The sequence below is a fragment of the Paenibacillus sp. FSL H8-0034 genome (assembly GCF_038000305.1).
Lineage (GTDB): Bacteria > Bacillota > Bacilli > Paenibacillales > NBRC-103111 > Paenibacillus_S.
Window position 1 is genome coordinate 2,329,478 of sequence record NZ_JBBOBS010000001.1, and the last position, 18,717, is coordinate 2,348,194.

Annotated in this window: 13 protein-coding genes; 12 read left to right on the top strand and 1 reads right to left on the bottom strand. The window is 46.8% G+C overall.

Features of this window, described 5'->3' with window-relative positions; translation table 11 throughout:
* Positions 1-199 precede the first annotated feature (199 nt).
* The 6 genes from NST47_RS10595 to NST47_RS10620 all read left to right on the top strand — a co-directional run bounded on the left by NST47_RS10595 (position 200) and on the right by NST47_RS10620 (position 9,991).
* Positions 200-2,158, top strand: a complete 1,959-nt coding sequence (locus NST47_RS10595; protein WP_341155102.1) for an FAD-dependent oxidoreductase — start codon at positions 200-202, stop codon at positions 2,156-2,158.
* 442 nt (positions 2,159-2,600) lie between these two features.
* Entirely contained in the window at positions 2,601-3,878 is a 1,278-nt protein-coding gene (hisS, locus tag NST47_RS10600; RefSeq protein WP_341155103.1) for a histidine--tRNA ligase, read from the top strand.
* Positions 3,879-3,926: 48 nt separating this feature from the next.
* A complete protein-coding gene (gene aspS / locus NST47_RS10605) occupies positions 3,927-5,708 on the top strand; it encodes an aspartate--tRNA ligase (protein ID WP_341155104.1) in 1,782 nt (593 codons plus the stop codon).
* A 372-nt stretch (positions 5,709-6,080) separates the two neighbouring features.
* Entirely contained in the window at positions 6,081-6,833 is a 753-nt protein-coding gene (locus NST47_RS10610) for a tRNA threonylcarbamoyladenosine dehydratase (protein ID WP_341155105.1), read from the top strand.
* Positions 6,834-6,993: 160 nt separating this feature from the next.
* On the top strand, positions 6,994-8,319 hold the full coding sequence (locus NST47_RS10615) for a replication-associated recombination protein A (protein WP_341155106.1): 1,326 nt from the start codon (positions 6,994-6,996) through the stop codon (positions 8,317-8,319).
* Between the two features lie 331 nt (positions 8,320-8,650).
* Complete coding sequence (locus NST47_RS10620; RefSeq protein WP_341155107.1) at positions 8,651-9,991, top strand: hemolysin family protein; 1,341 nt, start codon at positions 8,651-8,653, stop codon at positions 9,989-9,991.
* A 106-nt stretch (positions 9,992-10,097) separates the two neighbouring features.
* On the opposite strand, the gene mnmA is transcribed toward NST47_RS10620, so the two are convergent.
* Positions 10,098-11,189, bottom strand: a complete 1,092-nt coding sequence (mnmA, locus tag NST47_RS10625; RefSeq protein WP_341155108.1) for a tRNA 2-thiouridine(34) synthase MnmA — start codon at positions 11,187-11,189, stop codon at positions 10,098-10,100.
* A gap of 169 nt (positions 11,190-11,358) precedes the next feature.
* Between mnmA and cymR the strand changes: the two genes are divergently transcribed.
* The 6 genes from cymR to alaS all read left to right on the top strand — a co-directional run bounded on the left by cymR (position 11,359) and on the right by alaS (position 18,717).
* Entirely contained in the window at positions 11,359-11,778 is a 420-nt protein-coding gene (gene cymR / locus NST47_RS10630) for a cysteine metabolism transcriptional regulator CymR (RefSeq protein WP_076231676.1), read from the top strand.
* Positions 11,779-11,803: 25 nt separating this feature from the next.
* Entirely contained in the window at positions 11,804-12,952 is a 1,149-nt protein-coding gene (locus NST47_RS10635) for a cysteine desulfurase family protein (protein WP_445667374.1), read from the top strand.
* A gap of 50 nt (positions 12,953-13,002) precedes the next feature.
* The gene (locus tag NST47_RS10640; protein ID WP_341155109.1) at positions 13,003-13,527 is read left to right on the top strand and encodes a PRC-barrel domain-containing protein; all 525 of its coding nucleotides are present in this window, start codon (positions 13,003-13,005) and stop codon (positions 13,525-13,527) included.
* Between the two features lie 11 nt (positions 13,528-13,538).
* On the top strand, positions 13,539-13,736 hold the full coding sequence (locus NST47_RS10645; protein WP_076231682.1) for a hypothetical protein: 198 nt from the start codon (positions 13,539-13,541) through the stop codon (positions 13,734-13,736).
* Positions 13,737-13,925: 189 nt separating this feature from the next.
* On the top strand, positions 13,926-14,996 hold the full coding sequence (locus tag NST47_RS10650) for an AI-2E family transporter (protein WP_341155110.1): 1,071 nt from the start codon (positions 13,926-13,928) through the stop codon (positions 14,994-14,996).
* Positions 14,997-16,080: 1,084 nt separating this feature from the next.
* Positions 16,081-18,717 (top strand): alanine--tRNA ligase, encoded by a 2,637-nt coding sequence (gene alaS, locus NST47_RS10655; RefSeq protein WP_341155111.1) that lies wholly within the window; start codon positions 16,081-16,083, stop codon positions 18,715-18,717.

Sequence of the window (18,717 nt, forward strand, 5' to 3'; positions counted from 1 at the left end):
GACCTGTGATACACTTAGTCTAGTTTTGAGTTCATTCATGGGTCGATTAGTAGCGGACAAGCACTAAATTATGATCATTTGTTGAATTTTGACCAACATTTGCAACCATTGTCACCTATAGCTCGTATTTAGAAGGTGCGGGTAATTTTAACTCAACAATTTTATCGAATTATAAAAAATGATACTTACGAGGTGCAGGATGGGGAAAGCAGGTTATTCAACTGGAAATAGTAAGGGATGGCAGCTGGTAGTGTTTGCTGTGCTGCTGGTGGCCGTAATAGGAGCAGGTACATATTTAATAGCAACAAAACTGGCTTCATCCGGAGGACTTGGTATGCCGCAGAAGCTAATGGTAGTGAAAAGTACTAAAATAATTAAAAGCAGCTATGATCTCATCGTAGTGGGAACCGATCCGGAAGGCTTGGCTGCAGCCATATCGGCATCACGCAACGGCCTCAAAACACTTTTGGTGGATGGGTATGATCGTGAAATCCTCGGAGGATTAATGACACTGGGGTGGCTGAACAGCCTGGATATGAATTATGAGCCCAGCAAAGGCTTATTGTCGAATCATGACATTCTCAATAAAGGTATATTCAGTGAATGGTATGGCCGTATCGAAGGGGATTCCTTTGATGTGGTAACAGCGGCTAATGTATTTAATGATATGGTGAGCAAAGAAGCCAATATCGATTTGCTGTTGAAAACTAAGAAAATCGAGCCGCAGATGGCCTCAGCGGGAGCTGGAGCGCTTGCCCGTGTTACGGGCATAGTCGTTACCAAATCGGATGGCAGCAGGGCTGCTATCGAAGCGAAGGCGGTTATTGATGCAACACAGGATGGAGACATAGCAGCAGCAGCAGGTGTTCCTTTTACAGTGGGACGCGAAGACTTGATGGATCCGAAGAGCCGGATGGCAGTCACAGCGGTATTCAGACTTAACGATATAACGCCTGAACGTTGGGCCAGCTTCAGTAAACCAATTCAAGCTGAGGACAAAGGGCTTGGTATATACGGAATCAACGAAATGAGTCTGTGGGGATTAACGAAAATGCAGGATTACCCCGCTGTTAATAAAGAAAAGGTAAGAATGCGCGGCCTGAACGGCGGACGGCAAAACGATAATACGATGCTTGTTAATGCGCTGCAAATTTTTGGCGTTGATCCTTTTGACCCTAAATCACGGCAGGAAGCGTTTCAGATTGCCAAGGACGAGCTTCCTAATGTTCTGGCATATCTAAAGGAGCAGTATCCTGAATTTGAAGGTGTAGAGCTGGCAGGCATTGCACCTGAGCTGTACGTGCGGGAATCACGCCATATGCAGGGTGAATATAGATTGTCGATTATCGATTTGCTGGAAAATCGGGATCAATGGGACCGTATCGCATTTGGCGGATATCCGGTTGACATTCAACGGACAAGCCCCAAGGATAATGGGGCCGTCGTGATTGATCCAGATAAATATGCGGTTCCTTACCGCAGCATTGTACCGCTTAAGGTAGATGGATTGCTGGTCGTTGGCCGAGCCGCGAGCTATGATACACTTCCTCATGGCAGTGCGCGAGTTGTACCGGTGGGTATGGCTGAAGGCGAAGCTGCAGGGGCATCGGTGAAGATCGCAATTGATAAAAGTATAAGCTTCCGTCAGCTATCGGCATCCAAAGAATCCATTGGCAAGCTGCATAGGATGCTGAATGATCAAGGAATGGACTTAAAGCCATTTAGTCTCAAACCTGCCCCTTACATGGAACACAAATCGTATGAGGGGTTAAAGACTGCTGTAAGCCTGGGACTTTCCAGCGGTGGTTACAGGAATGAATTCGATCTGGATAAAGCTTCGAATCAGCAGCGGATGGTCAATATGCTGGAAGGCATGCGCAAGTTCAAACCCGGAGCGATGTCAGGCAGTGCTTCGGCGGTAATCGCCAAGGCTAATGAACCTGCCAAGCAAGCATTGACGCTGGATTCAGCCGCGCAAATGATAGCATCCTTGCTGAAGCAGGACGCTGCTCCTGCGAATGCTTTGAACAATTTACTGACTAAGGGAATCCTGAACAAAGAGACCGTAGACGGGATTACCAAAAAACAGGAATTGTCGAATGGGGATACTTACATGCTCATTAATGATGTATATAAGTATATTAAAGCGGCAAAATAAACTTATTGAATGCAGTGTTTACTGGCAATAACACACATTATCAAGCAAATGGCTTGACTTTGCCAAAATTCGCTATTACAATAATGGTTATTGAATAGGATTATATATCCGTTGATGGGATCAAGTACTTCGTACCCTTGCATATCCAGAGAGGGAAGCTCAAGCTGCAAGCTTCCTTATGTGAAACGAACGAACAGACCTCCCGGAGGACAATCGGGGAACCACAGTAAATGGATACTGTGCAGTAGTCGAATTGCGTATTGCGGGCGTTAACCGCTTTGAGTGTGTATCTTGATGATTAAGATGTTAAGATGCAAATCGTGGGTGGTACCGCGGGAAGACTTCGTCGATAAGTCTCTCGTCCCTGACAAATTGATGTCGGGGGCGGGAGCTTTTTTAATTTCCTTCCATATCCGGCAAAAGAAGAAAGGAGCAGCCTTATATGAGTATTCAGAAACCGAAGGGGACCCAGGATCTGCTTCCTGGAGAAATCGAAAAATGGCAGTATGTAGAATCCAAAGCACGTGAATTGTGCCAACGATTCAATTATCGTGAGATTCGCACCCCGATCTTTGAGAACACTGAGCTATTTCAACGAGGTGTTGGTGAAACAACAGATATCGTGGAGAAGGAAATGTATACGTTCGAAGCCAAAGGTGATCGCAACAAGCCGCTAAGCTTCTCGCTGCGTCCGGAAGGAACAGCTGGTGTTGTCCGTGCCTATGTGGAAAATAAGCTGTTTGGTGAGCCAGACGTCAGCAAGCTGTTTTATATCGGACCGATGTTCCGTTATGAGCAGCCGCAGGCTGGACGATATCGCCAGTTTCATCAGTTTGGCATTGAAGCCTTCGGATCGGTGGACCCGAGTATTGATGCGGAAGTAATCGCGCTGGGATACACATTTTATAATGAGCTTGGCATCAAGGATGTGACCGTTGATATTAACTCGGTTGGAACTATTGCTTGTCGAGACGTATTCAAGCTGAAGCTGCAGGAATTTTTTGCCCCGGTAAAAGACCAGCTGTGCTCCGATTGCCAATCCCGTTATGATCGAAATCCGATGCGGATTCTGGATTGCAAGGTGGACCAAAAGTTCTGCGAAGGTGCCCCGACTATATTGGAATATTTGGATGAGGAATGTACCGCTCATTTTGCAGCAGTCCAAGAGCATTTGAGTGCCATGAACATTCCATATCGTATTAATCCGCGCTTGGTTCGCGGACTTGATTACTACACGCATACGGCATTTGAGTACAAGGCAGCAGGTATTGGAGCTATTGATACCATTGGCGGTGGCGGCCGTTATAACGGACTTGTAGGCCAAATTGGCGGTGGCAGCAACGATCAGCCTGGAGTTGGTCTTGGACTGGGTCTGGAACGTACTCTGCTAATCCTGCAGGCACAAAATGTGGAGCTTCCTGCTGTGAAGCTGCTCGATATTTATCTGGTTGGTCTGGGAGAAGCTGCAGAGAAGGAAGTTACCAAGCAATTGCAATGGCTTCGACTGGCTGGACTGAAGGCAGAAAAAGATTATTTGGGCCGTAAAATCAAAGCGCAAATGAAATCGGCTGATCGCTTCAAAGCCTCCTATGTTGCAATTCTCGGTGACGATGAGCTGGAACGTGGCGAGATCACCATCAAGTCAATGGGCAATGGCGAGCAGCAAACCGTGAAGCTGGACCAATTTGTAGCCCATATGAAATCTTTAAAGCTGAACTAGAAATTTTAATTAACTGTATTTAACAAAACCTGGAGGTTGATGATAGTCATGTTGTTGAAAACCCATCATTGTGGAGCGTTAACGAAAGCGAATGTAGGAGAGACCGTTATTCTGAACGGCTGGGTACAAAGAAGACGCGATTTGGGCGGCGTATTGTTCATTGATTTGCGTGACCGCAGCGGTTTGGTACAAATCGTATTCAATCCTGATTTTTCCGGTGAAGCCTTAACTATAGGTGACCGTGCACGTAATGAATACGTTCTGGCCGTCAGTGGTAAAGTTGTTGAGCGTGATGCAGCTACGATTAATGCCAACCTGCAAACAGGCGAAATCGAAATTCAGGTTACGGAGATTGAAATCCTGAATGCTGCCAAAAACCCGCCATTCTTCATCGAGGACGGCATCGAAATCGACGAGTCCTTGCGTTTGAAATATCGTTACCTCGACCTGCGTCGTCCGGAAATGCAGCGCACGCTGATGCTGCGTTCCAAGGCTGCCAAAGTTTTCCGTGACTTCCTTGATGCCAATGGCTTTTTGGAAATAGAAACGCCGATTTTGACCAAAAGCACGCCTGAGGGCGCGCGTGATTATTTGGTGCCAAGCCGTGTGCATCCGGGTGAATTTTTTGCTTTACCGCAATCTCCACAAATCTTTAAGCAGCTGCTTATGGTAGGCGGCTTGGAGCGTTATTACCAGATTGCACGCTGTTTCCGCGATGAAGATTTGCGTTCGGACCGTCAGCCTGAATTTACACAGGTTGACATCGAGACTTCCTTCCTGTCGCAGGATCAATTGCTGGATATGATGGAGGAACTTACTGTTGAGCTGTTCAGAGTGACTACTGGCACAGAGCTTGCACGTCCATTCCAACGTATCAGCTATGCTGACGCTATGGGCAAATACGGCTCGGATAAGCCGGATTTGCGTTTCGGTCTTGAGCTCAAGGATGTATCCGATATCGTAGTCAATTCCGGTGTTAAAGTATTTGCTTCCGTTGTCGAAAAAGGCGGTCAAGTCAAAGCGCTTAATGCCAAAGGCTGCGGCAGCTGGAGTCGTAAGGAAATTGATGACTTGGGCGTATTCGCTGGACGCTATGGCGCCAAAGGTCTTGCTTGGGTAGTGCTCAAGGAAGGCGAAATGAAAGGCCCGATCGTTAAATTCTTCTCCGAAGAAGAGCTTGCCGCGTTAAAGACTCGTCTGGAAGCAGAAGAGGGAGATTTACTGTTATTCTCGGCAGACAGCAAAAAGGTTGTTGCTGATGTACTAGGAAATCTTCGTTTGAAAATCGGACGCGATCTTGGTCTGATCGACGAGAACGAATTTAAATTCGCGTGGGTTATGGACTTCCCGCTGTTGGGCTATGATGAAGAAGCCAAACGTTATGTTGCCGAGCATCATCCATTCACCCGTCCTAATGAAGAAGACGTACATTTCTTCGATACCGACCCGGGCAAGATCAGAGCGCAAGCTTATGACTTGGTACTAAACGGCTATGAAGTTGGCGGCGGCTCCATGCGGATATACAAGCGTGAGGTTCAAGAGCAAATGTTCCAAGCACTCGGCTTCAGCAAAGAAGAAGCCCAAGAAAAATTCGGCTTCCTGCTGGAAGCTTTTGAATACGGAACTCCTCCACACGGCGGAATTGCCTTCGGCTTTGACCGTCTGGTCATGTTAATTACAAAACGCACCAACCTGCGTGAAACGATTGCGTTCCCTAAAACCGCAAGTGCTACCGACTTATTAACAGATGCACCAGGTCCAGTAGACGACAAACAGCTGGAACAACTGTCAATCCGCTTAGCCCTTAAGCAGCCCGCTGCAAAAGCGTAATTTTTGCCCTGCACCAACAGTCAAGCTTGTCCCGTAGGGGCCAAAGCGACCCGAGAAATCGCAGTCTCGCATACAAGCACCACACCAACAGTCAAGCTTGTCCCGTAGGGGCCAAAGCGACCCGAGAAATCCCAGTTTCGCACACAAGCATCACACCAACAGTCAAGCTTGTCCCGTAGGGGCCAAAGCGACCCGAGAAATCGCAGTCTCGCACACAAGCATCACACTAACAGTCAAGCGTGTCCCATAGGGACGGAAAGCGACCCGAGAACCCAAACCGTCTGCGCACAACAAAGGGAGTCCAGAGGGCAAAGCCCTTTGGGGCCCTCCCTATAGGGAGGGTTTGGGAGGGTAATAGGGGGAGTAATTTTCATGCTGCACCAGTTTTCAAGAACGGAGCTTGCCATCGGACCGGAAGGTCTGGAAGTCCTGCGTAACAGCTGCGTAGCGGTATTAGGCATCGGCGGCGTAGGCGGAATGGCTGCTGAAGCTTTAGCCCGTACAGGGATTGGGCGGCTCGTGCTGATCGATAAGGATGTAGTCGATATTACGAACATTAACCGTCAGGTGCATGCTCTGATGTCGACTGTTGGCCAGCCCAAAGCCGATTTGATGCGCGACCGCATATTACAAATCAATCCTGAATGCGATGTCGTTTCCTTGCGAATGTTTTATACGGAAGAAACGTACGAGCAGTTGTTTGCTTATCCTTTGGATTATGTAGTGGATGCTTCGGATACAATCAGCTACAAAATTCATTTGATCAAACAATGCCTGGAACGTAAAATACCGATCATATCGAGTATGGGTGCGGCTAACAAAATGGATCCTACCAAGTTTCAGGTTGCCGATATTTCCAAAACCTCCATGGACCCATTAGCCCGTGTCATCAGAAACAAGCTGCGTAAGGATGGAATCAAAAAGGGAGTTAAGGTCGTCTTTTCGACGGAAGCCCCTCTTAAGCCGAGAGTCGATGTTACGCAGAAGATCGTTCCGGAAAATGCCCCTGAAATTCGTAAGGCCAAGCAGCCGCCGGCCAGCAATGCCTTCGTACCGCCTGTAGCGGGATTGATTGCAGTCAGTGTGGTAGTGAAAGATTTACTGGAAAAATCGAATCAGGGCTGAAGATTTTGGAGCGTAGTGAGCACAATTGTGACCACATTTTGTAAACGCCTAAAAAGTCCTTTATAATGTAAAGCATAGGGGAAGCTCCGCAAGGAGTTCTCCTGTGCTTTTTTACTATTTGAAAACTAGATTCGATTACAATAGAGGTTGTGAATGAAGCATGGATTTATTTTCATTAGCAGAGGAGAAAAGCCCGGCAGGGAAGCTGCTCGCAGATCGGATGCGACCGGTTACGCTGGATGAATATATTGGTCAGGAACAGATCGTCGGTCAGGGTAAGCTGCTGCGCCGGGCTATAGAAGCGGATCAGGTATCATCCATACTGTTATACGGCCCGCCAGGTACAGGGAAGACAACGCTTGCGAACATTATTTCGCATGCTACACAAGGCACATTTATCAAATTGAATGCGGTGGATGCCACCGTCAAAGATGTACGTGAGGTCATTGAACAAGCCAAAGACAATAAGACGCTGTACGGTCGTAAAACCATTTTGTTTCTGGATGAGGTGCATCGCTTCAATACGTCACGTCAGGATGCGCTGCTGCCGGCTGTCGAGCAGGGGATTATCGTGCTCATTGGGGCTACGACCGAGAATCCATTTCATCATGTGAATGGCGCGCTCTTGTCAAGATCCACGCTGTTTGAGCTGCAGGCCTTAACTCAGGAGCACTCGCTTGTGGCACTGCGCCGAGCGCTTACTGACCGAGAGCGCGGCCTTGGCTCGCTGCCTATCGCAGCTACGGAGGAAGCGCTTGCGCATATTGCTCGCATGGCTGGTGGCGATATTCGCCGCGCATTGAATGCGCTTGAGCTTGCTGCGCTAACGACTCCGCCGGATAGGGGCGGAGCTGTACACATTACGCTGGAGGTGGCAGTGGAGTCGATACGGCGTCCTACCGTCAAAGCAGATGAATCGACTCAGTATGATGTGCTCTCAGCCTTCCACAAGAGCATCCGCGGCTCCAGTGACGCAGCGCTGTTCTGGTTCCTCTATGCGGTAGAGAAGCTGGGCATGGATCCGATGACCTTTCTGCGCCGCTTGATAGTAGCGAGCAGCGAGGATATAGGTTTGGCTAATCCACAGGCGATGCTGCAATCCGTAACGGCGATGGATGCCTATCATAAGATCGGCTGGCCGGAATCGAAATATGTGATTGCTCAAGCCATTTTGTTTGCTGTTGAAAGTCCCAAATCGAATGCGATTCCACTCGCTATTGGCAAAGTCATGGGAGCCTTTGAGCTTCTGGGCGCTGCCGAGGTACCCCTGCATTTGCGTGATGCGCATTATAAAGGTTCGGAGAAGCTTGGGCATGTCGGTTATCAATATCCTCATAATTTTCCTGGGCACTATGTGGACCAGCAGTATTTACCGGACAAGCTCAAGGAGCAAACCTTCTACGAGGCAACCGAGCAGGGCATGGAGGATAAAATAAGGCTGAATCAAGAGCGCAGAAACGGGCAAAAGCAGCGAAAACCGCGATAATAGGTCAGGCTGGTTCATTTTAGCCTCATTTAAGGCTAATTCTCGGTATAAGTTGAACTGATCAAGCTTTTTGACTGTTTTGTTTAACTTTTAAGCATAGCCCACGGTTTGACTGTATAGTTTAATCATATATAATTTAAATATAGAGTTATATGATGCTCGTAAAAGAATGACGAAGGCTTCTTAATTAAGCATCGAAACATTTTTTTGCATACTATACCAATATTTATGTTGATAAGCTCTAACATATATCAGTTTCAAATGTTTCAAAAAATTGTGAATTTAGGGGAGGTGTACCTATTCATCTCGAACGAGGAGAATAGGAAATTAATTGAGTAGTGACCCATTACCGATACTTTGGAATTTAAGTTTAGTTTTGCTTTTGGTATTCTTAAACGGCTTTTTTGTGGCAGTAGAGTTTGCTTTGGTTAAGGTTCGTCATAGCCGCATTGATGTGCTGGTTAAGGAAGGTAACCGCAATGCCAAGTTTGCTCAAATCATCATGAGAAACCTTAACGGATACTTATCTGCCTGCCAATTGGGAATTACGCTTGCTTCCCTGGGGCTTGGTTGGATTGGTGAACCAGCAATAGCTAAACTGCTCCAACCGGTGTTGCAGCCGCTGCAAATCCCTGAAACGATCCAGCATACGATTTCGTTTATTATTGCTTTTACGATCATCACCTCTTTTCATATCACACTGGGGGAACAGTTCCCCAAGACGTACGCGATTCGTATGCCAGAAAAAATTACACTGATGGCTGCGGGCCCGATGATTCTGTTTTACAAAATCATGTTTCCATTTATTTGGTTTCTGAATGGTACTTCCAACTGGATGCTGCGCAAATCTGGAATAGAGCCTACAGACGAGCATGAGACAGCTCATACGGAACAGGAAATTCGCGGCTTGATGAAGGAAAGCAATAAAAGCGGACTCATTGATAATGCTGAATTAACTTTAATGGACAATATTTTTGAATTTTCGGAAACCAATGCCCGTGAAATTATGATTCCTCGTACTGAAATGATATGTTTGTACGCTAATCTATCCTATGAGGAAAATCGACAAATTGCTGTTACAGAAATGCACACCCGTTATCCGGTCTGTGATCCAGACAAAGATAATGTTATTGGGTTTGTGCATATCAAGGATTTGTTGAAGTCAGACCGCGGTATTGGCAATATCAAAAAAATTATTCGTCCGATCACCAAAGTTCCCGAGTCGATGCAAATCAGTGCGCTGCTTAAGCTGATGCAAAAAAGAAAAACGCAAATGGCGCTGCTCATTGATGAGTATGGCGGCACATCGGGATTAGTCACTTTTGAGGATATTATCGAAGAAATTGTCGGCGAGGTTCAGGATGAATTTGATGAAGAGCGTCCGCAGATCGAAAAGCGTGATGATTCAACACATTCCATTGACGGGCGGATGCTGATTGAAGAAGTAAATAGTTATTTTGGTGTAGAAATCGAATCTGATGACTACGATACGATAGGCGGCTGGATTTATGCACAGGTAGAAATGCCTCCAAAAAGAAGCCAACGGATCGATTACAATAATGAATATGAATTTGTGATTGATGAAACCGATCATTTACGAATCTCGCGAATTTTGGTCATTAAACGCAGTGAGCAAGATGAACAAGAGGTTACGCTCCCAATGAGCATGTAAAAAAAGGCGGATATCCACCTGCAGCATATACTCTTACAAAGAGTGGCTGCAGCGGATAGTCCGCTTTTTTGTGTATTGTGAAGCTCTTAACTGAATTGAGGAAAGGTTAAGTTATAACCGTATCGATAATAGCACCGCCAAGACAAAGCTCGCCATCATAAAATACGACCGATTGGCCTGGTGTGACCGCCTTTTGCGGTTTGTCAAAAATAACCTCGCAGGTGTGATCCTTCTCGTTAAAAGTGACGCTAACTCCTTGATCAGGCTGCCGATAACGGAACTTGGCTGTACAGCGGTATTCCTGTTGAGGCAGCGTTCCGCTGATCCAATTTAGATCAGTCGCTCTCAGTCCCAAGGAATAAAGGCTTGGATGCTGCTCACCCTGCACAACATACAAAACATTGGTTTCGAGGTTTTTGCCTGATACAAACCAAGGCTCTCCACTGCCGGAGCCGCCACCGATACCAAGACCCTGCCGCTGTCCTAAAGTGTAATACATCAATCCGTCATGGCGTCCTTTAACTTCCCCCTCCAAGGTTTGCATATCACCGGGCTTGGCCGGCAAATACCCGCTTAGAAATTCCTTGAAGTCCCGCTCTCCAATGAAGCATACGCCTGTACTGTCCTTCTTCTTCGCGGTGGCAAGACCTGCCCGCTCAGCTATGGCTCGCACTTCCGGCTTCGGTAGATGTCCGATCGGGAACATGGCCTTGGACAATTGGTATTGATTAAGTGCATTCAAAAAATACGTTTGATCCTTATTGCCGTCAACACCCCGTCGTAAGCGGTATATACCATCCTGTTGGTCTACCTGCGCATAGTGTCCGGTTGCAATGTAATCTGCGCCAAGCTCAAGCGCTTTGTTCAGAAACTCCCCGAATTTAATTTCACGGTTGCACATCACATCCGGATTCGGTGTCCTGCCCTTGCGGTATTCATCCAGAAAGTATTGAAATACCTTATCCATGTATTGTTTCTCAAAATTTACCGTATAATAGGGAATGCCGATTTGGTCGCATACTCTGCGGACATCCTCGGAATCTTCTTCAGCGGTGCAGTGGCCCCACTCGTCTGTGTCATCCCAATTTTTCATGAAAACACCGATAACCTCGTACCCTTGCTCCTTTAAAAGCAGAGCTGACACGGAGGAATCGACACCGCCGGACATACCGAGAACGACTCGTGTTTGCTTATTCATTATGGATTTTCTCTCCTTGCTGCTTTACGTTTATCTTGTATTATACATGGGTTATACTGAATAATAAATATTTCATCAATATGACACGGTTTTTCTCCCAAAATACAAGGATTTATGATACCATATATACGATACCAACATGTATTGAAATGTAAATGAGGTGCTTGACTTGAAAATTTCTACCAAAGGCCGATATGGTTTAACAATTATGATGGAACTGGCGTCCAGGTACGGAGAAGGACCCACCTCATTAAAAAGTATTGCCGAAAAGCATCAGCTTTCCGAGCACTACTTGGAGCAATTGGTAGCCCCTTTGCGTAATGCAGGTTTAGTTAAAAGTATTCGAGGAGCCTATGGAGGCTATATTTTGTCCAAGCTGGCAGAAGATATTTCTGCGGGCGATGTGATTCGGGTACTTGAAGGACCGATCAGCCCTGTTGATTTCACGGAAGAGGATGATCCAGCCAAACGTGACTTATGGGTGCGCATCCGGGATAGCATCGCAACAGTGCTTGATTCCACCACATTGAAGGATTTAATCAGCTTCAAGGGTGAAGGCGTCAGCGATAGCTACATGTTCTATATTTAATTCAGATGAAGATAATGGAGTTATCATGACGATCTATTTGGACCATGCAGCAACAACACCGGTTCATCCCGAGGTTCTTGAAACTATGCTGCCTATTTACACACATTACTATGGAAATGCCTCCAGTACGCATAGCGCCGGTAGAGAAGCACGTTCTGTTGTTCAACGATCAAGAGATTCGATAGCTTCTTTACTTGGCTGTGCGGCTTCACAGCTTGTTTTTACAAGCGGAGGTACCGAAAGCAATAACATGTCTATATTAGGCGCAGCTGCTGCGCGCTCATCTTTGGGCAGGCATATTATAACGGTACAGACTGAACATCATGCTGTATTGCATACATGCCAGTATCTAGAAAAGCTGGGCTTTGAGGTAACCTATTTGCCTGTTGATACGAATGGTCAGATCGAATGGAATCAGCTTGTACAGGCGATTCGGTCGGATACTATTTTGATTAGTGTGATGTTTGGCAATAACGAAGTAGGAACGATTCAACCGATTGTGGAGATTGGGGAACTGGCCAGAAGTAAAGGGATCTGGTTCCATGTCGATGCTGTTCAGGCTTTGGGAGCCATGGAGCTTAGTCTGAATAGTCTTCCTATAGATTTAATGAGCTTTTCTGCGCACAAAATTCAGGGACCCAAAGGAATCGGAGCCCTTTATATAGCTAAACAAATTCAGCTAGAGCCGATTTTGCATGGTGGCGCTCAAGAAAGAAAGCGGCGTGCAGGCACCGAGAATGTACCGGGAATTGCAGGTTTTGCAAAAGCATTACAAATTTTTATTGATCATAGGTATGAAATGCAACAAAAGATGGAAAAACTACGTATAGAGATGATAACGAGGCTGCAAGAGCAATTGGGAACAGAGCAAGTGGTGGTCAACGGTCACCCGACAGCGCGTTTGCCGCATATACTCAACCTCAGTTTTCCTGGCATTTCATCCGAAACGATGCTGATGAACCTTGATATGGAGGGAATCGCTGCTGCCAGCGGATCTGCTTGTACTTCGGGATCATTGGAAGTATCCCATGTGCTTCAAGCGATGAAGCTATCTGAGCAGGTAACCGCGTCAGCTGTCCGGTTCAGCTTCGGGTCCAGCAGCAGTTTGCAAGATATTATGACGTGCACAGAGAAAATTGTAACCATTGTAACCCGTATACGTAATAATTATTAGTAAGAGATGTTTCATTCATTTGCAGCTATTGCATCGGGAGGATACAGCGCTTGAAAAAAGCTCGTGATGTGATAGGATTACCGATCCTTTGTGTACAAACAGGTAAACAAGTCGGTACAGTCAAGGATCTATTGCTGGATGAAGCTTGGCAGATTGAGTTCGTACTTCTGGAGAACAGGCATTGGTTTTCAGTATCAAGCTGTGTTGCCTGGAAGGATGTAATTGCGCTGGGTGAAGATGCTATAACCATTCACAACGAAGAGGCTGTCATCCCGTTGGATGCTCAGGATCAAGTGTACATCTCGCTGCTGAATGGGGACCACAAGGTGAAGGGAATGCCTGTTGTAACCGTCAATGGTCAGCATTTGGGTATTGTGGATGATGTTTATCTGGACCCCGAGCTGGGTAAAAAAGTAATAGGCTATGAATTGACCGAAGGTTTTATTTCCGATCTGAAAGAGGGGCGCAAATGGCTGCCCTTACCGGATTCTGTAACAATGGGTGAGGATGCAATTATAGTCCCCGTTCACTGTAATGAATGGTTGACTGAAATAGTCAAATCAAATGAGGAATAGGGTGATACCAAATGTTACGTTGTCCGAATTGTAATTCGAAGGATATTGGCAAAATAGGCTCGCATCAGTTTTATTGCTGGGGCTGCTTTATTGAACTTAGTGTGAACGGAGAGAAAATGTCCGTATATCAAGTTGAAGAAGACGGTACTTTAAGCTCTCTCGACGATCTGTTTTTTGAAGAGGAAATGCCGCATATTCATGCAAACTGATAAATTATCGAATCAGATGTATGTCGAATCGCATTCGCCCTAACCGCTTGAATCTTGCAGCGGCTGGAAGCGAATGCGATTTTTTGTGTTATCCAAGGGGATTAAGAAGCAGGGTTGTACATATACTTATAAAGGTCAAGCGACTTGGACAAGAATGGTTAGGATATGGAACTGAGGTGGTGAGAACGCATGAATCATTTTTACAAAAGCAGAGTTTTTTCAATTATGATACATATCCTGCTGGGACTGCTGATCCTGCTGGTTTTATTGAAAATTCGTCCGATCTGGCTCGGAATTTATCATTTTCTGCTTGAGATCCTGGCTCCTTTTATTATCGCAATGATCATATCGTATGTATTGAATCCTGTTGTGTCCCTGCTTAACGCACGCAAGGTGCCGAGGACGGTGGCTGTTCTACTGATTTATGCGGTTTTCATTCTGTCCACAACGGTTATACTGATGAACTTGATCCCGATGTTCATTAACCAATTGAATGAATTTAATGAGCATATTCCACAGCTGGAAATGAAGGCTCAAGGCGTTGTCGATACGATGAACAGTATGCAGTTTGTACCGGACACCATCCGTACTGGCATCAATCAATCACTGATGAAGCTGGAAAACGGCGTATCGCATGCCATATCGAAGTACATTGACGGTATTGGCAGTACAATCAATATGATATTTATTGCTTTTATCGTACCTTTTTTGGCTTTCTACATGCTAAAGGATTTTCAATTGATAGAAAAAACCGTACTGGCTACGGTACCTAAAGCAAAGCGCAAACAGGTTTACAAGCTGCTGATGGATATCGATACGGCTCTCGGTAATTATATTCGCGGACAGTTTTTAGTATGTGTCATTATTGGAATACTGGCGTATCTGGGTTATTGGCTGGTGGGAATGCCGTACGCGCTGCTGTTGGCTTGTCTGGTTGCCGTGTTTAATATTATCCCTTATCTGGGCCCTTTTTTTGGGGCGGCCCCTGCTCTTATAATGGCCTCGACCATTTCCTTCAAGATGGTGCTGATGGTCGCTGTAGTGAATACAGTCTGTCAAATTCTCGAAGGCAATGTCATTTCGCCTCAGGTCGTAGGCCGCTCGTTAAAAATGCATCCACTCCTGATTATATTTGCTCTGCTTGCAGGCGGAGAGATAGCGGGTGTGATCGGCTTGATTCTGGCGGTTCCGTTGTTTGCTGTCATCAAGGTAATTGTTCAGCATGTTTTTCAATATTATGTACATCGGAGAACAACGTAAACAAGGAGGTTGAATGGTTCTCCAGACGCATCTCCCTAATCGGCTGCTTGGCCGGCTTGTTGACATTCCTTTCAAAAAACGTATATAATCGTATACAAGTATATAACTGAAAGCGTTGATGAAATCAAGTAAACCATAGTCCATTATCCAGAGAATAGGTTACAGCCCATTGCTGCTTGCACGAGGCTAGCTGAGAGAACCTTACTAATGAAGGATGGTTGAAAGCTCATTTCGGAGTGCGGAACAAATCCGCCGGATGGACTCGTTACAAGTCTTGTTCAAGGAGATTGTACAGCAGGCTTGCGTCTTAATTGACAGCTGTGCAGTAACCAGGGTGGTACCGCGATCAATTCGTCCCTGTCAGCAGGGGCGTTTTTCTGTTTAAAAGAGGGTTTGGGGAGTGGAATCGAGGTTTTGCTTGGCTTGCGGAGAAGTAAAGTTCAAGAGAGGGGAATTTGTGCAAATGCTAATGTCCCCTGCGTGCGCAAGGGATGTGCCTTCAAGCATATGCTTTCGAAGTAAGTTTGCGTGCGCAAACTCGTAGCTGTTGAACCCGGATGATCTTGATTAGACGAAGTGGTAATCATCCAGGTTCAAAGGCGGCACGTAAACTCTACGGCACAATCCCTTGCTCCCTCGGGGACCCATTTGAACAAATGCCTTCCTATGGAAGAACTTTACCTGCTTCGCTTGGGGGCAAAACTCCTACTCCATCCCCAATAGGGGGTGGAGTAGTGAACCCCACGCTGCGCGGAGCTTCCCTTAACTAAAGGCTAGCGTGTCCCGCAGGGACGATGCGGCTCCAGAACACAACAGCTGCACCAAGCGCCCGTACTTGAACTTGTACTCACGCACTTGCTCAAGCACCACAGTCAAGCGTGTCCCGCAGGTACGAAAGCGGCCCGAGCACTCGCATGAACTCCAAAAGCATAGCACCACAGTCGAGCGTGTCCCGTAAGGGACATAGCGGCCCGAGAACAACGCAGTCCGCCACGCTCCCACGGGAGTCCAGAGGGCAAAGCCCTTTGGGGCCCTCCCTATAGGGAGGGTTTGGGAGGGTAAAAAAACCACCGGAGGTATCTATATGAAAGCCAGTGAAATCCGTTCCAAATGGCTCGCATTTTTTGAAAGTAAAGGACACCGCATTGAACCGAGCGCGCCGCTCGTTCCGCACAACGATCCATCCTTACTGTGGATCAATGCAGGGATGGCACCGCTCAAGGCTTATTTTGACGGACGTATTGTTCCTGAGAATCCGCGGATTGCCAATTCACAAAAATGTATTCGTACCAATGATATTGAAAATGTCGGCAAAACACGCCGTCATCATACTTTTTTTGAGATGCTCGGCAACTTTTCAATCGGTGACTATTTTAAAGAAGAGGTTATTACCTGGGCATGGGAATTTCTGACGAGCCCGGAATGGATCGGCTTTGATCCGGATCGTTTGTCGGTGACGGTGTATCCTGAGGATACCGAAGCTTTTGAATTTTGGAACAAAAAAATCGGGCTTCCGGAAGAACGCATCTATAAGCTTGAGGAAAACTTTTGGGATATTGGCGAAGGACCTTGCGGACCTTGTACCGAAATTTTTTATGACCGTGGCGATGCGTATGGGGACTTGAGTGATCCTGAATGCTGGCCGGGCGGTGAAAATGAACGTTTCCTGGAAGTGTGGAATCTGGTGTTCTCCCAGTTCAACCATAACAAGGATGGCAGCTACACGCCATTGCCTAATAAAAATATCGATACAGGAGCAGGTCTGGAGCGTTTTGCCTCGATTTTGCAAAATGTGGATTCCAACTTTGATACGGATTTGTTCATGCCAATTATTGAGCAAACCGCCAAGCTTGCTGGTGTGACGTATCATGAGAATTCAGAAACCGATGTAGCATTAAAGGTTATTGCCGATCATATCCGTACGGTTGCCTTTTCGGTAGGTGACGGCGTGCTTCCTTCCAATGAAGGGCGCGGCTATGTCATTCGTCGTTTGCTGCGTCGTGCCGTGCGTTACGGGAAAGTAATCGGTCTCGATAAACCGTTCCTGCACACGCTGACACCGATTGTTGGTGAGATCATGGGGATGTATTATTCCGAGGTTGTCGACAAACGTGAGTTTATCGAGAAGGTGATTCGCACCGAAGAGGAGCGTTTCCATGAAACCTTATCCGATGGTTTGGCTATACTTGCTGAATTAACGGAAAAAGCCAGCTCTGAGGGCAAAACACAGATCAGCGGCGCGGATGCATTCAAGCTGTATGACACGTACGGGTTCCCTTTCGATTTAACAGAGGATTTTGCTTCGGAAAAAGGTTTGACTGTGGATCGTGAAGGGTTTGACAGCTCGATGCAGGAGCAGCGTAATCGCGCCCGGGCAGCTCGCCAGGATTCGGACAGTATGAAGGTACAGGGCGGACCACTTGCTGAGCTGACGGTTAAAAGTGAGTTTGTTGGTTATACTGAATTGGTAACTACTGCTAAAGTGATTGCTGTGGTGCATGAGAATCAATTTGTCGATTTGGTCGGTTTGGGCGAGACGTGTCAGGTGGTGCTGGATGTCACTCCTTTCTACGCAGAGAGTGGTGGACAGGTGAGCGATCACGGCTATCTTGCTTCAGGGGATGTCCGTTTAAAAGTAGTGGATGTCAGCAAAGCGCCGCATGGTCAGCATGTGCATACGGTTGTAGTTGAATCGGGTGTGCTGCGTAAGGGCGATACCGTTCAGGCAGCGGTCAGTGAAGAAATGCGCGAGGATATTATCAAAAATCATACGGCCACTCATTTGCTGCATAAAGCTTTGAAAGATGTGTTGGGTGAGCACGTGAATCAGGCAGGCTCATCGGTAGCTCCAGAGAGATTGCGTTTTGACTTTTCACATTTCGGCAGCATTACTGCTGAAGAGCTGCAGGATGTCGAAAAACGGGTTAACCAGCAAATCTGGAAAAGCACGCAGGTTTCGATTACACTTAAACCAATTGCGGATGCCAAGGCAATGGGGGCGATGGCTTTATTTGGTGAAAAATACGGCGATGTTGTCCGTGTAGTTCAGGTAGGCAGCTACAGCCTGGAGTTGTGCGGCGGCTGTCATGTGGCCAACACGAGCCAGATAGGTCTGTTCAAAATCGTCAGTGAATCAGGGATCGGCTCCGGAGTTCGCCGGATTGAAGCCGTGACTGGCCGTAATGCTTATATGTATATAGATCAACAGCTGCAGCTGCTGCGTGATTCGTCAGGACTGCTGAAATCCAACATTCAAGAGGTTCCCAAACGAATCGAGGGCCTGTTTGTTCAACTGAAGGAATTGGCAAGAGAGAATGAATCCCTGAAGTCGAAGCTTGGCAAAATCGAGGCCGGTTCTTTAACGGACCAGTTGAAAACCATTGTAGGAGTGCCCGTGCTGGCCGCGCAGGTCAATGCCGGGGATATGGACTCACTTCGCAGTATTGTGGATCAAATGAAGGTTAAGCTGGGTTCAGCAATCATCGTGTTGGGTGCGATTGCAGATGACAAAGTGAATCTGGTAGCAGCCGTAACACCGGACCTTGTGGCTCAAGGCTTTCATGCCGGTAAGCTGATCAAGGAAACAGCTGCAATTGTCGGCGGCAGCGGTGGTGGCCGTCCCGATATGGCGCAAGCAGGAGGCAAGGATGCTTCCCAATTGTCGGCGGCATTGGAGCAGGTAGGACATTTTGTAGAAAATCAAGGGATGCTGAAAAAATAA

Bases quoted from the DNA above. Each gene is read 5' to 3' on its own strand.
- NST47_RS10595 (WP_341155102.1), top strand. From the start codon at position 200: ATGGGGAAAGCAGGTTATTCAACTGGAAATAGTAAGGGATGGCAGCTG.
- hisS (WP_341155103.1), top strand. From the start codon at position 2,601: ATGAGTATTCAGAAACCGAAGGGGACCCAGGATCTGCTTCCTGGAGAA.
- aspS (WP_341155104.1), top strand. From the start codon at position 3,927: ATGTTGTTGAAAACCCATCATTGTGGAGCGTTAACGAAAGCGAATGTA.
- NST47_RS10610 (WP_341155105.1), top strand. From the start codon at position 6,081: ATGCTGCACCAGTTTTCAAGAACGGAGCTTGCCATCGGACCGGAAGGT.
- NST47_RS10615 (WP_341155106.1), top strand. From the start codon at position 6,994: ATGGATTTATTTTCATTAGCAGAGGAGAAAAGCCCGGCAGGGAAGCTG.
- mnmA (WP_341155108.1), bottom strand. From the start codon at position 11,189: ATGAATAAGCAAACACGAGTCGTTCTCGGTATGTCCGGCGGTGTCGAT.
- NST47_RS10635 (WP_445667374.1), top strand. From the start codon at position 11,804: ATGACGATCTATTTGGACCATGCAGCAACAACACCGGTTCATCCCGAG.
- NST47_RS10645 (WP_076231682.1), top strand. From the start codon at position 13,539: ATGTTACGTTGTCCGAATTGTAATTCGAAGGATATTGGCAAAATAGGC.
- NST47_RS10650 (WP_341155110.1), top strand. From the start codon at position 13,926: ATGAATCATTTTTACAAAAGCAGAGTTTTTTCAATTATGATACATATC.
- alaS (WP_341155111.1), top strand. From the start codon at position 16,081: ATGAAAGCCAGTGAAATCCGTTCCAAATGGCTCGCATTTTTTGAAAGT.